Origin of the sequence: Rheinheimera sediminis (genome assembly GCF_004005375.1) — a bacterium.
GTDB lineage: Bacteria > Pseudomonadota > Gammaproteobacteria > Enterobacterales > Alteromonadaceae > Pararheinheimera.
In genome coordinates this window covers 23,949-38,486 of sequence record NZ_RZUF01000030.1, presented here as the reverse complement: position 1 = coordinate 38,486, position 14,538 = coordinate 23,949, and the positions used below count along the sequence as shown (strand labels likewise).

The window sequence follows — 14,538 nt, the reverse complement described above, 5'->3', positions numbered from 1 at the left end:
TCAGGGGAGTCCATATAAGGGGCGACCTTTATGGTCGCCCGCTAAGCAAGCCCAAGGGGCTATTCCGAGGTATCGCCAACCACTTCACCTGTTAACAGCTCATCGATACGCTGCAAACCACGAGGTAACTTGTTACCACGACGGCCACGCTCACCAATATAATGGGCTAAATCATCGGCCTTGATGGTCATTTTGCGTTTACCGGCTACTAAAGTCACAGCTGTAGCTGCAGGCACTACGGTTAAAAGTTTCAGATACTCTTCACGGCTGGCGGCGCGGGCCGATGGAATAGATAAAATCTTATTGCCTTTGCCTTTGCTCAGCTGTGGTAAATCGGCCACAGGGAACACCAGCATGCGGCCTTCAGTACTGATAGCCACCACTAAATCCGTTTCCGGATTTTTAATAGGAATTGGCTGTAATACTTTAGCGCCGGTCGGCAGAGTGAGCACTGCTTTACCGGCTTTATTACGGCTGACTAAATCGGCGAAGGTGCCGACAAAACCATAACCTGCGTCGCTGGCCAGTAATAACTTCTGGCTGTCTTCCGCCATCAATACATGCTCGAAGTTTTCCCCAGCGACTAGCGTGAAGCGTCCTGTTAAAGGCTCGCCCTGACCACGGGCTGAAGGTAAATCGTGTGCTTCAGCAGCAAAAGCACGACCTGATGAATCGATAAAGGCGGCGTATCTATTACTTCTGCCAGAAGCCGCCGCTTTAAAACCATCCCCTGCTTTGTATTGCAGACTATTGCCGTCAACATCATGGCCTTTGGCACAGCGCACCCAGCCTTTTTCCGACAGCACAACGGTCACAGGCTCGCTTGGCAGTAATTCTTTTTCGCTTAAGGCTTTGGCTTCTTCACGCATTACTATTGGGCTTCTGCGGTTGTCGCCATATTTTTCAGCATCCGACAGCAGCTCTTCGCGAATAAGCTTGGTCAGCTTTTTCTCTGAGCCTAAAATGCCTTCTAAGTAGTCACGCTCTTTTTCCAGCTCGGCTTGTTCGCCGCGGATTTTCATCTCTTCCAGCTTAGCTAAGTGACGTAACTTTAATTCCAGTATGGCTTCGGCCTGACGCTCGGTAATACCGAAATGCGCCATTAACACAGGTTTTGGCTGATCGTTTTCACGAATAATTTTAATCACTTCGTCGATGTTTAAAAACGCGATCAACAACGCCTCTAACACATGCAAACGATCCAGCACTTTATCCAAGCGGAACTGCAGACGGCGACGCACTGTGTCGCGACGGAACACCAGCCATTCAGATAAAATTTCCAATAAGTTTTTCACTCGTGGCCGCTGATCCAGGCCCAGAATGTTTAAGTTCACGCGATAGCTTTTTTCCAGATCTGTAGTGGCAAACAAATGCGCCATCAGCTGTTCCACATCAATGCGGTTTGAACGCGGCACTATCACGATACGGGTTGGGTTTTCGTGATCAGATTCGTCACGCAAATCACTGACCATAGGCAGTTTTTTCGCGTTCATTTGAGCCGCTATCTGCTCCAGCACTTTGGAGCCTGAAGTCTGGTGCGGCAAAGCAGTGATAATTATGTCGCCATCTTCCAGCTGATACAAAGCCCGCATTTTGACACTGCCGCGGCCTGTTTCATAAATGGCTTGCAGCTCATGCGCCGGGCTAATAATTTCAGCGTCTGTCGGATAATCCGGCCCCTGAATATACTGCATCAAATCCGGTATAGTCGCTTGAGGGTTATCCAGTAAAAAGGCAGTAGCGTTGGCTACTTCACGGGCGTTATGCGGCGGAATATCTGTTGCCATACCTACGGCTATACCTGTCACGCCATTCAGCAGGATATGCGGCAAACGTGCAGGTAAAGTGCGGGGCTCGTCCATAGTGCCGTCAAAGTTTGGCACCCAGTCGACTGTGCCCTGTCCCAACTCGTTTAACAACACTTCACTGAAACGGGATAACTTAGCTTCGGTATAACGCATGGCCGCGAAGGACTTCGGATCATCCGGCGCACCCCAGTTGCCCTGACCATCGACGAGCGGGTAACGGTAAGAAAAGGGCTGAGCCATCAGCACCATAGCTTCGTAACAGGCGCTGTCACCATGAGGATGGAACTTACCTAACACGTCACCCACAGTGCGGGCAGATTTTTTGTACTTCGCCAGATGCGATAAACCCAGTTCTGACATCGCATAAATAATACGACGTTGTACTGGTTTTAAACCGTCGCCAATAAAGGGCAAAGCCCGGTCCATAATGACGTACATCGAATAATTCAGGTAGGCTTCTTCTGTAAAGCGGCGCAGCGGTAACTGCTCAGTACCCTCATTGGATATCATAATATCTGTCATTTTTCGTTTCCGTTAACCAACCTGATTCTGTTATTTTTCAAGCTCTTTTGATTCTGACTGCGCGAGCAACTGCACCTGCATCTGAGCCTGACGGCGTGCCAGTTGCCACAGCAGTAACACCAGTAAGACTAAACTGGTGCAGCCAAACAGACCTATCCATAACCATTGGTTTTGTCTCTTGCGTTCAGCTTCCTGCAAACGCAGGGCTTGTAATTCATTGTCTTTGGCCAGCAATTCATTTTTGGCTTGCTGGCGCTCGGCATCAAAACCTAAGCGCAGTTTTTCCACTGACAGCTCATGCTCTTTATTGCGTAACTTGTGATAGCCACGAAAAAACTGGTCCAAATATTCATAGGCTTTTTGGTAGCGACCCGAATCAGCTTCCAGCGCTGCTTTCAAATGCAGTATCCATAGCACACTGGACTGGCTGGCATTGTTCTCTTCTTTACTTAAACTTTGTTCTGCCTGAGCCAATTGCTGACTGGCCAAAGAAATCTGGCCTAATTCACGATAGATCAATGCTTTTTCATAGTGATGCGTCGAGTTTTGGTAAGTGGACTGTAAGCCAGGCAGATACTGCTCGGCTTTCTCTATATAGGCTAGAGCACCCTCTAATTTTCCGTTATCTTTGCTGGTGGATGCCAGGCCAAGGTAAGCAAAATATAAATTCGCCTGATCCTGCTGTGCCATAGCCAATTGCAGTAATTGATCATAACTTTGCATCGCTTCGTCATAGCGCTCAGTGTAACTGTAACTTCGAGCCAGGTTAAACAGTACATCCATTTTGTCTTTCTGCCAGCCTAAAGTTTCATAAGCCTTAAGAGCCTGCTCCATAAACTCAATGGCTTCTTTGTCGAAACCCAAACCAACGTAAAGCAACCCAAGCTCTGCATTGACATAAGCCAAACTTTCCGGGTCTCTTAGCTGTACAGCTCTGTCGTAACTACTTTTCAGCAGAACCAATGCTTCCTGAGTTTTATCCTGCATGCTGTAAATAGCTGCAATATTGATATCAGCTTCAATATGCATTTTTTCGGCTTTTAACTGCGCAGCCAGATCTGAAGCCTGCAGATAATAGTGCAACGCCTGCTGATACTGGCCTTGCATCTCCAGCGAAAAACCTAAGTTATTCCAAAAATCTATAGTCGTTATAGTACGGCGCTCACCCAGCAACGCCAGGCCACGTTCTGCGACTTCAAACTGCTGCTGATGCTTGCCTAAACTTTCATACACGTCAGACAGTTGCAATAAAAACTCTACTTGCAACTCATTGTCCCAGTCGCCGAAGCTAGCTTGCTGCTGCTCCAACACCTGAAGCATTTGCTCTGGCTGTATGGCTTTTTGCTGTTGAACTTGTTGCAGCCACTCAGGCAATAGGGCTTCACTGGCCTGTGGCCCAAAGGCAAAACCGAGGCCCAGACACAGCAATGCTCCCCATGACCGCAGGTATTGTTTTTGTTTCATCTGTAGTCCTTCAAGCGAACAGCAAAAGCTACACAGCTACAATAGCACGATCGCCTTTCATCTCCAGCCAGTCTTTTCTGTCTGTTGCCCGCTTCTTCGCCAGCAACATATCCATCATTTCCATGGTTTGAACCAAGTCATCAATGGTCAGCTGCACTAAACGTCTGGTGTTTGGATCTATAGTGGTTTCGCGCAGCTGCAATGGGTTCATTTCACCCAAACCTTTAAAACGTTGCACGTTGATTTTGCTACGCTTTTTCTCAGCTTCTAAGCGATCAAGAATGCCTTTTTTCTCGTCTTCATCCAGTGCGTAAAACACTTCTTTGCCACAATCGATACGGTACAAAGGCGGCATAGCCACATAAATGTGACCCGCTTCCACCAGCGGGCGGAAATGGCGCATAAACAAGGCACAAAGCAAAGTGGCAATGTGTAAACCGTCCGAGTCGGCGTCGGCCAGAATACAAATTTTGCCATAGCGCAGCTGGCTTAAGTCTGCTGAATTCGGATCCATGCCTATGGCTACCGAAATATCATGTACTTCCTGCGAGCCGAGAATTTGTTCAGATTCCACTTCCCAGGTATTGAGAATTTTACCGCGCAGTGGCATCACGGCCTGAAACTCACGATCCCGCGCTTGCTTGGCTGAACCACCTGCAGAGTCCCCTTCGACAAAAAACAGCTCAGTGCGGTTTAAATCCTGCGATGAACAGTCGGATAACTTGCCTGGCAAAGCCGGGCCAGCTGTGACTTTTTTACGGATAATTTTCTTGGCAGCACGCAAACGTTTTTGCGCGTTGTTGATACAAAACTCAGCCAGTTGCTCGGCAATATCCGTATGTTCGTTCAGCCATAAACTAAAGGCGTCTTTCACTACGCCGCTGATAAAAGCCACGGCCTGACGGGATGACAGTTTCTCTTTAGTCTGGCCAGCAAACTGAGGCTCCTGCATTTTTAACGACAGGATATAACTACAGCGGTCCCAGACATCTTCAGGCGTTAACTTAATGCCACGAGGCAATAAATTACGGAATTCACAAAAATCGCGCAGTGCTTCTAACAAGCCCTGACGTAAACCGTTGACGTGAGTACCACCCTGAGCTGTTGGGATCAGGTTGACATAACTTTCTGTCACCAGCTCGCCACCTTCGGGCAACCAGAGCACGGCCCATTCCACAGCTTCGTGGCTGGCGCTTAAGCTGCCAACAAAAGGCTGCTCCGGCAGAGCTATCATGTCCTTGACCGCATCCATTAAATAATCACGGATACCGGCCTGATAACACCACTGATAACTCTGGTTGTTCACCTTGTCGTCAAACTTGATCGTCAAGCCCGGACACAACACAGCTTTGGCTTTCAGTACATGCAGCATGCGGCTGACAGAAAACTTAGGCGAATCGAAATAATCAGGCGCAGGCCAGAAGCGCACTCTTGTGCCTGTATTGCGTTTACCTACTGTGCCGGTAATCGCCAGCTCAGACACTTTATTGCCATGCTCAAACGCTATTTCATAGATATTGCCATCACGGCGTACTGCTACATCGACCCGGCTGGATAAGGCGTTGACGACAGAAATACCCACACCGTGTAAACCACCTGAGAACTGGTAGTTTTTATTGGAGAATTTACCACCAGCATGCAGACGGCAGAGGATCAGCTCAACACCTGATACCCCTTCTTCAGGGTGAATATCCACCGGCATACCACGGCCGTTATCTATCACTTCCAGCGATTGATCTTCATGCAAAATCACATGCACTAAATCGGCATGACCAGCCAAAGCTTCATCGACGCTGTTATCTATCACTTCCTGACCTAAGTGGTTAGGGCGGGTGGTATCTGTATACATACCTGGACGGCGCTGCACTGGCTCAAGGCCGGTCAGCACCTCAATGGAATCGGCGTTGTATTGCTGGTCTGTCATAAGGCAAACATCACTTCTCTAAATAACTCGTTTACTGTATTAACAACCAGTTGTTTTACGCTATTTGGCAAAACTTGACAATAGCGGGCAGGCAATTGGCATAGCCCTGATAACTGTGATCACCACCTGATTGCACATCCACTGTACAACCTGCATAAAACTGCACCGCCTTTTGATAATCCAGCACTTCATCCCCTTCTTGCAGCAACACCAGATAACGCTCCAAAACAGAGGGCTTACGCTCAAGTTCCGCCAACAGCGGCATATGCTGTGGTTCCACTTTAAAATCCTGTTTTAGTACCTGATGATGATAAGTACCAAAATGCTGGCTCAATAACTCATAAGGTGCCACTGCAGGGTTAATCAACGCGGCATAACAGCCTGTTTGTTCGGCAAGATAGGTGCCCAAAAAGCCCCCCAGAGAACTGCCTATCACTGCATCAGGACGACGACCATTCAATGCCTGCTCAATAGCGGCAACTGCCTCTTTTGGCGTATAAGGTAAATCCGGCAACAACAATTCAACATCAGGCAACTGCTGTTGGAAAAAGGCCTTGGTGATTAAAGCTTTTTCGGATTGCGACGAGCTGGCAAAGCCATGTAAATAGACAACAAGTTTAGACATTTACCCTTCCATAAATTGCCAGCGCACTGCGGGATCAGCAGAAGCATTGGCATTAAAAATCCATTCAATATAACCAGGACGCCTGGCCACAGGCTGATAGTCTGGTGTCAACAAAAACTGCACTGAACTGGCAGGACAACCCACCAGTTGGATACCTTGTTGTATTCTGTCATAAGCATAATGGCAATGACCATGGGCAAAACCCCGGATGCGTGGATCAGCCGCCATAATCTGCCATAATGCAGCGGCATCAAGCTGAATATGTTCATCAATAAAACTGCCCATAGGGCTGATATGATGATGACAAAACAACCAAACGGCTGCATCAGCCCGATAAGACGATAACAGCTGCTGTAACTGCTGCTGTCTGAGTTGATCAAAATAACCTGCAGGTGTTGGCCCTTTGCTATTGAGCAAACACAAATGCCAGTCGCCAAGATGTAATTCAGTCTCAGCACAAAAAGGTCTGGCCGCAAAAGCCTGCTGCATCAGCTCTATGTCATCATGATTGCCTGGCAGATAAAACACCGGACAAGTCAGATGACTGAACAAGTCGGCGATCAGCTGATAAGACGCCAGACTATGATCCTGAGTTAAATCCCCGGTCAGGATCACCGCATCAGGTCGGTTGGATTGCACCCTGGCGAACAGCAGCTCTAGTTGACGATAAGGCTGCACGGCACAAAAGCAGCCATCAGCTTCAGCCACTAAATGACAATCAGAAATCTGTAGCAAACGATAAGAATCTTGCTGCGCAAACACAAATGCCATCAGGCCATTAACCCGCTATTCTGATAACCACGACGTGAACACAGATTCAGCCAGTCGCGCAGCAGCAAGTTAATCTGCCGCTTTTCATCGGGCAACAACATATCCACATTGGGGTAACTGTAGACAGCTTTAAACTGCCGCACTTGCTGACAAGCCAACACCTCAGCAAGACGGGCATCGTGGTACAAACGCACTTCGAAACGGGGTTTTATCCAGCCTGTCATCGACTGACCAATCAGCTCGATACTGACGGTCGTTGTGTATTTACACAACTCAAGTAATTCCACCTGATAACTTTCGCTGGCATTGATATGAATAAGGCAACGTTGGCCCTGGCGCTGATTACCAGGCAGGAAAAAACGCAGCTGCGCATAATTTCGCTCACATAAACTGAGAAAATCAGGCAGATAAGGCACATAACGTTTTCTGGCCAGATTTGGCATACCAGCTACTTAACCTCTTTAACTCTTGTGGTGATGATGAATATTTAATCTAACCAGCGCGCTTTAACCTGCTCCAGATTCAAGGCTAACCATTGCAGGGCTATGACAGTAGCCGCATTATCAATTTTTCCTTGCTGCAATAACTGCATTGCCATAAGGCGCGGCAGGCTGTGAACTTTAATATCTTCCTGCTCAGATGCCAAGCCATAAACCCCGCTTGCGACCTGATGCTGCAGCCTGGCCAGCACTAAGTAAATACGCTCAGTACTGCCACCAGGACTGCTTTGATAGCTAAGCATAGGCCAAAACTCTGTCAGCTTCAGGCCGGCTTCTTCCTCTGATTCGCGTTGCGCCACCTGCTCCACAGTCTCGCCCTGCTCAATCATGCCGGCTATAGCTTCCAGCAACCAGGGACCATTGGGATTCTGCAAAGCGCCAATACGAAATTGCTCAATCAGCACCAGACTGTCGTTTTTAACATCGTAAGGCAGTACTATCACCGCATGACCGCGCTCAAATAATTCGCGTTTTACTTCACTACTCCAGCCCCCATTAAATAGTTTATGCGCTACTGTGTAGCTGTCGATCCGGAAAAAACCCTGAAAAACTGTGTTCTGGTCGAGTATTTTTACATCAGAGGAATGAAAAGATGGATAATTTTCTGGCTTGAAATCAGGCATTTGAAGACTCACATTCTGTTACACTTGAACCTATGCTGTTTACGCTTTAGTCATTACTTAGTTAATACCAACAAGGTATTATTGGACCACTTTTGCACAATTATGGACTTTCGGTTATGAAAAAAACCTTGTTAGGCACGTTGATAGGCTCGGCACTGGCTCTCCTGAGTGTGCAGGCAAATGCCGAAAACTTGCAAACCATTTATCAGTTGGCGACTAAAAAAGACCCGCAAGTATTAAAAGCGGCCGCTACCCGTGATGCAGCCAAAGCGCGCATTGATGTATCCAAAGCCAGCTTGTTACCACAAGTAAATTTTACTGCAGGGGCAACCCACTCTTTTGGCGACAACATGAACAATACCACTGGTGCTCTGTATGATGCCGAAAGCAATACAGTCAGAGCAGGTATTAACTTAACCCAGTCTTTATTTGACTGGAGCCGTTATGAGAACTTGTCTATCGCTGAAAAAGCGGCCTTGCAGGGTCAAACCGCTTATGATTCCGCATTACAGACTTTGATAGTTCGTGTCTCTCAAACTTATTTTGATGTATTAACAGCTGAAGACAACTTAAGTTTTGTGGTTGCCGAAAAGCGTGCCATTGAACGTCAACTTGAACAAACCAAACAACGTTTTGCGGTAGGTTTAACTGCCATTACCGACGTACATGAAGCTCAGGCTCAGTTTGATAGTGCAGTTGCACGTGAAATCAGTGCACAAAACAATCTGGAAACAGCCCGTGAGTTTTTACGCGAAATTACCGGTGAATACCATGCTCAACTGGATCCGTTAAATACATCACGGTTCAGCACCAGTCAGCCGACACCAAATAACCCACAGGATTGGGTACAAACAGCTCAGGATAATAATCTGGAGCTGAAAATCCGTAAACTGTCATTAGATATCGCCGAGCACAATGTTCAGATTGCCCGCTCAGGCCATTACCCAACCTTGGATTTGCAGGCATCTACTGGTCTTCAAAACAGTAACGGTAGAAATAAAGATACAGGTGTGGGTTCGAATTCTCCTCGTACTGACACTAGCTCCATTGGTATCAATCTGGTAGTACCTATTTACTCCGGTGGCGGTACTGTGGCTAACGAAGAAGTAGTACGTGCTAACTATGTGGAAGCCGCTGAAGATTTAGAACTGAGTCACCGCAGCGTGATCCGTCAGGTTCGCAGCAACTACAACAATGTAGGTGCTTTGATCTCCAGTACCAAAGCACTGGAGCAGGCCGTCATTTCAGCAGAAAGCGCATTAAAAGCCACTGAAGCAGGCTTTGAAGTAGGTACCCGTACTATTGTTGACGTACTGCAAAGTACCCGTAACCTGTTTGATGCCCGCCGTAATTTGTCGAAAGCCCGTTACGACTATATTTTGTCTGTTTTGGCGCTAAAACAAGCAGCAGGTACTTTAACTGAAGAAGATTTATTCACTGTAAACAGAGCTTTAGGTAACTAATACTCTTTTCACAGCAGCCAGACTGAAACTGCCATTGTAGTTTCAGTCCGGCCTGTTCCTACCAGTTAGCGCTTTTATCCCCGCTTTTTTTCGTTACAATAGCCGCACTTTTTTTGCCCGAGGATTGGTTGTGGTTCATGTCCCGCGTTTTCGTCTGAGTTTTTTGCACCCTAAACACTGGCCTTTGTGGCTTGGCCTTGGCCTGATGTGGATTTTACTCTGGCTGCCTTACCCAGTGCTGATGAAACTGGGCGACGCTTTGGGTGTGCTGTTGATGAAAACTCTGAAATCCCGCGTCAAAGTAACACGCCGCAATCTGGAGCTATGCTTCCCCGATATGCCAGTAGCGGAACGTGAAGCGCTGGTCCGACAAAACTTTAAAGAAACCGGTAAAGCCGCCTTTGAAACCTTTATGGCCTGGTGGTGGCCGGAATGGCGTGTCCGCTCTTTGTGCCATTTCAGTGGCTATGAACACATCAAAGCAGTGCTGGATCAGGGCAAAGGTGTGTTATTACTATCGGGCCACTTTTTATCGCTGGAAATGATTGGCCGCGCCTTTGGCAACACTCATCCATCAGTAGGATTTTACCGACCGAATGATAACGAAGTGATGGAGTATTTTCAGTACCATGGCCGGGTTCAGTCCAACAAATACCTGATTGGTAAACGGGATGTACGTGAGCTGATCAATGCGCTAAACAGCAAAGAAGTTTGTTTTTATCTGCCGGATCAGGATTATGGCCGCACCAAGGCTGAGTTTGTGCCTTTTTTTGCTGTCAAGGAAACCGCCACTACCACGGGCACCTTGTTGTTTGCCAACAGCGCCAACTGTGCCGCTGTCCCTATTCACTGCTATCGTTTACCTGATAACAAAGGCTATCAGGTTGAAGCCTTACCCGCCTTTGACAACTTTCCAAGTGGCGATAACAAAGCTGATGTCACCAGGGTCAATCAGTGGCTGGAACAAGGCATATTGGCGCACCCGGAACAATATATGTGGTTGCACCGCCGCTTTAAAACCCGGCCCAATCCGGACGACCCAAGCTTATATTAACCTGAACTCGGGATAAGCCGTGCCACTGAATAAACATCTTTTCGCGCCTCTCTGCGTTGCTCCGTCTAGCCATAGCTTGCTATGGCGTACGACAAGGCGCCTTGAGATCCAGAAAAATCTGTGCATTCAGTCAGCAAAGACTTTGGTTGCTTGACGCAATAATTTTACTTCGTTGATTTAATTCATTAAATCGAAAAAAGTCGACACTCATTATCCCGAGTTCAGGTTATATTAGCCAAAGGCAGTTGCAGCAGAAACGAACTGAAGTTGCAGCTTGGCGCAAAGGCAGGCTATGATGCGGGTATGCTGGCCTTGGATAAAAGCTATGTGGTTTTGGATCAAGCACTTGTTGCTTGCAGCTTTATTACTGATACTTGCTGCTATTGTGATGTTTAAGCCGGAGTTGCTGTATTTCAAACCGGAAACTCTGTCAGAAAAAAGCTCAGATGCAGTCAAAGGATTCACTAACTTTTATAGTAATATTCGTAGTTCCTTTGAAGAAAAAAACGATGGATCAGCTGACTTTGTCATTGAGTTGTCTGAGGATCACAGCAACCTGGTGGTTCTACTGCGCGAGCGAGCCAACCGCATGGTCGCCTTACCAGAAAACTGGAAAGGCAAAGCAACCGACAGACGTTTCAGAGTAGGTGACACCCTAAAAACAGTGTTGACCATGCAAGGGCGCAAAGAAGGGGTTGAACTGTTTTGGGTTCTCTCTAAAGATTACAAAGTAAAGCACTATTTCCAGACTGAGTTCAGCTATATCAGTGCTATTCAGGAAACATCGCAGGCCATTTCTTCAGACTTTGAACAGCCAGTCCAGGCGTACTTCTGCAACCTGTCCAGAGCTGTGGTGCTGACAGATAAGATCATTCCATTCCTGCAACAAAATTGCATCAACATCAACGCACCACGCCGCAGAGTCAAATAACTTCTGCCTGGCGTATGCGTGCGTTTTTAGCCAAACAACTGCTCCCACACTTCGCGTACTTGTTCCATCGCATTTTCTAACTGCTGCGCGCTTTCAGTGGCTGGAGCCAGAGTTTGCCGGTGGCTTACTCCTCTTAACTGCTGATAAGCCTGCTGCAATGCTTGTGTTTGCTCAGTGTGCAGTAAACCCACAGCTGCAGCCGCATCCAGAATACGAATGTTGTCACTGTAGAAATACAAATCCGCATACTGATGGCCGTAGCCCAATACCAGATACTGACTGATAAACTCCAGGTCCACTATGCCACCGGAAGCATGTTTCACTTCAGTTGACTGCTCGCCGTGATGCTGTCGCAGCTTTTGCCGCATTTCAGTCACTTCGGCATTTAGCACTACTAAATCCCGCGGTTTGGCTAAGATTTCACTGCGTATTTGATGAAAACGTTGGGCAATTTTGCTGTCGCCATAGACCAGACGACTGCGCACTAAGGCCTGGTGTTCCCAGGTCCAGGCTTCTTTTTCCAGATAATCAGCATAGGTATCAATATGCACAGCCAATAGCCCGGCATTGCCAGCCGGACGTAAACGGGTGTCAATATCGTACAAAACACCACTTGGTGTTCTGGTGGTAAACATATGTACTATACGCTGCACCAACTTGATGTAAAACTGACGGGAATCAATGGCTTTATCACCTTGAGTCGGTGCCAGATTATCGCACTGATGCACAAAGACCAGATCTAAATCCGAGCCATACCCCAGCTCCAGCCCACCCAATTTGCCATAAGCCAGCACAGCAAAAGCTTTGGCATCTTCTGGTTTTAAACCTGCTGGTAAACCATATTTTTCTGCCATTTGTTGCCAGGCTAGTTCGACTACGGCAGCAATAATAGCTTCAGCTAAAAAGGTCAGATGATCACTCACCTTCATCAGAGGCAAAATACCTGTGATATCAGCAGCGGCAATACGAAGTTGTTGTGCCTGCTTAAACTGGCGCAGCACTTCCATTTGCAGCTCCAAATCGTCGGTTGGCACTCGAAGCATCACCTGGCGCAGTTTGTCCTGATAATCTGTGGAGTCAGGTACCTGATATAGCTGAGCAGGGTCTATCAGTTCATCCAGCAACAAGGGATAACGGGCCAGATGTTCGGCCAGCCAGCCACTTTTATGACATAACATCACCAGTTGCTGCAGCGCAGGCGGGTTTTCGGATAATAGCTCCAGATAAGCGGTACGGCTGACTATCTGCCTAAATACACCGAGGACTCGTTGCAAGACCAAAGCCGAGCCTTGCTGTTTGGCCAGTTGATGCAATAACACCGGAATAAGTTTTTCCAGCAACTCCCGACCTCGAGGACCCACGCTGCGCTTTTGACAGTCTTGTTTGAATTGCTTCAGATGATCCAACAGCTCTGTGGCTTCTTCAGCAGCTAACCACTCCAGATGTTCGGCTAAATCGTCAGAGGATAATTCGCTGTCCCAACATAGACGGCCCAGTATCATTTCTTCCGGTTCAGGGTTATCGCCTTGATCAATCACCAGTTTAAAATGCTGATGAATACGCCCCATGGCCTGTACTGTGGTATCAATTAGTTGCTGCCAGTTTTCAAAGCCAAGCCCCAAGACCATGCGTTGCCGGTTCAGCTCATCGGCCGGTAAAGTTTGAGTTTGTTGATCGTCGAGGCCTTGTAATAACTGCTCTACTTTACGCAACCACAGATAATCCTGCCGCAGTTGTTGCTGTTGCTCCGTGTCTAATAAACCCTGACTTTGCAAAGCGTCTAAGGCTTTAAAAATCGACACTTGCTGCAACTCTGGAATACGGCCACCACGGATCAGCTGCAGAGTTTGCACCACAAACTCGACTTCACGAATACCGCCAGCACCTAGCTTTATATTATCCACGCGGTTGCGACGACGGTTTTCCTGCTCGATGAGCTGTTTCATCCGGCGCAGAGATTCCAGCGCTGAGTAATCGATGTAACGGCGGTAAACAAAAGGTTTTAGTAGCTGATTCAGCTCCACCGCATGCACTGGGTCTGGGTTTAGAATACGGGCTTTGAGCATAGCGTAACGCTCCCACTCCCTGCCCTGTGCCTGATAATAATCCTCCATAGCGGCAAAACTCAGCACCAGCGGGCCGCTGTCGCCAAAAGGCCGTAAGCGCATATCGACTCTAAAGACAAAACCATCGGCAGTGACCTGATGCAGAGCTGAAATCAGCTTCTGGCCTAACTTGGTAAAAAACTGCTGATTTTCAACGGCTCTGCGCCCACCGCTGGTTTCGCCGTTGTGTGGATAGGTAAAAATCAGGTCGATGTCGGACGAGAAGTTCAGCTCACCGCCACCCAGTTTACCCATACCTAAAATCAGTAAAGGCATAGGCTTGCCTTGTTGATCCAAAGGCTGGCCCCACTGAGTGGCCACATCCTGATAAGCCCACTGATAAGCGCTGTTAATCAGATTATTTGCCATGCCTGAGATATCCAGCAAGCACTGCTCCGTTGATTTGACCTCAAGAATATCGGCTGCCAGAATTTGGGCCAGCTGCGCATTACGGCAACGGCGCAAAGCTTTAAATACGGCGGCTTCGGTTTGCTCGCTAAGAACGAGCAAAGGGTTGTGATGAGCCAAAGGCAAAGCGAGCAGCTCTTTATTCAAAAGCACAGCAATAAGTTCTGGCTGTTGTTGCATCACCCGGCTTAAAAACGGACTGACCGCCAGCAAGAGTTTGAACTCTTGTAGCTGTGCAGTGCTTAAATCAGGCATCACCACAGTGGGTAATACCAGATCGACTTCATGCTGTAACTCAAACGGCAATACAGCGGCTAACCGGGTGGTTAATGGGCTCATC

General features: G+C 47.8%; 11 protein-coding genes. 3 read left to right on the top strand and 8 right to left on the bottom strand.

The window, feature by feature from the left end:
- Positions 1–59: 59 nt before the first annotated feature.
- Genes parC through nudF form a run of 7 tightly spaced genes read right to left on the bottom strand, consistent with a single transcriptional unit; the run spans position 60 to position 8,237 of the window.
- Complete coding sequence (parC, locus tag EMM73_RS17455; RefSeq protein ID WP_127688090.1) at positions 60–2,330, bottom strand: DNA topoisomerase IV subunit A; 2,271 nt, start codon at positions 2,328–2,330, stop codon at positions 60–62.
- Positions 2,331–2,360: 30 nt separating this feature from the next.
- Positions 2,361–3,794: a tetratricopeptide repeat protein gene (locus EMM73_RS17450; protein ID WP_127688089.1), complete on the bottom strand. Its 1,434-nt coding sequence runs from the start codon at positions 3,792–3,794 to the stop codon at positions 2,361–2,363.
- A 28-nt stretch (positions 3,795–3,822) separates the two neighbouring features.
- Positions 3,823–5,718: a DNA topoisomerase IV subunit B gene (parE, locus tag EMM73_RS17445; RefSeq protein WP_127688088.1), complete on the bottom strand. Its 1,896-nt coding sequence runs from the start codon at positions 5,716–5,718 to the stop codon at positions 3,823–3,825.
- Positions 5,719–5,773: 55 nt separating this feature from the next.
- Positions 5,774–6,343 (bottom strand): YqiA/YcfP family alpha/beta fold hydrolase, encoded by a 570-nt coding sequence (locus tag EMM73_RS17440; protein ID WP_127688087.1) that lies wholly within the window; start codon positions 6,341–6,343, stop codon positions 5,774–5,776.
- A complete protein-coding gene (locus EMM73_RS17435; RefSeq protein ID WP_222422694.1) occupies positions 6,344–7,114 on the bottom strand; it encodes a metallophosphoesterase family protein in 771 nt (256 codons plus the stop codon).
- Positions 7,114–7,557: a DUF1249 domain-containing protein gene (locus EMM73_RS17430; RefSeq protein WP_127688085.1), complete on the bottom strand. Its 444-nt coding sequence runs from the start codon at positions 7,555–7,557 to the stop codon at positions 7,114–7,116. Before EMM73_RS17430 ends, EMM73_RS17435 begins: the two co-directional genes overlap by 1 nt.
- A 44-nt stretch (positions 7,558–7,601) precedes the next feature.
- Positions 7,602–8,237, bottom strand: a complete 636-nt coding sequence (gene nudF, locus EMM73_RS17425) for an ADP-ribose diphosphatase (protein ID WP_127688084.1) — start codon at positions 8,235–8,237, stop codon at positions 7,602–7,604.
- A gap of 116 nt (positions 8,238–8,353) precedes the next feature.
- Here nudF and tolC point away from each other — a divergent pair, with 116 nt between their 5' ends.
- From tolC to EMM73_RS17410, 3 genes are all read left to right on the top strand, one after another.
- Positions 8,354–9,700 carry an outer membrane channel protein TolC gene (tolC, locus tag EMM73_RS17420; RefSeq protein WP_127688083.1) on the top strand — a complete coding sequence of 449 codons (1,347 nt, stop codon included), beginning with the start codon at positions 8,354–8,356 and terminating at the stop codon, positions 9,698–9,700.
- A gap of 130 nt (positions 9,701–9,830) precedes the next feature.
- Positions 9,831–10,754: an LpxL/LpxP family Kdo(2)-lipid IV(A) lauroyl/palmitoleoyl acyltransferase gene (lpxL, locus tag EMM73_RS17415; protein ID WP_127688082.1), complete on the top strand. Its 924-nt coding sequence runs from the start codon at positions 9,831–9,833 to the stop codon at positions 10,752–10,754.
- A 325-nt stretch (positions 10,755–11,079) separates the two neighbouring features.
- The gene (locus tag EMM73_RS17410; protein WP_186435281.1) at positions 11,080–11,685 is read left to right on the top strand and encodes a TcpQ domain-containing protein; all 606 of its coding nucleotides are present in this window, start codon (positions 11,080–11,082) and stop codon (positions 11,683–11,685) included.
- A gap of 26 nt (positions 11,686–11,711) precedes the next feature.
- Here the strand turns inward: EMM73_RS17410 and glnE are convergent, their stop codons facing one another.
- On the bottom strand, positions 11,712–14,537 hold the full coding sequence (gene glnE, locus EMM73_RS17405) for a bifunctional [glutamate--ammonia ligase]-adenylyl-L-tyrosine phosphorylase/[glutamate--ammonia-ligase] adenylyltransferase (protein WP_127688080.1): 2,826 nt from the start codon (positions 14,535–14,537) through the stop codon (positions 11,712–11,714).
- Position 14,538 lies beyond the last annotated feature (1 nt).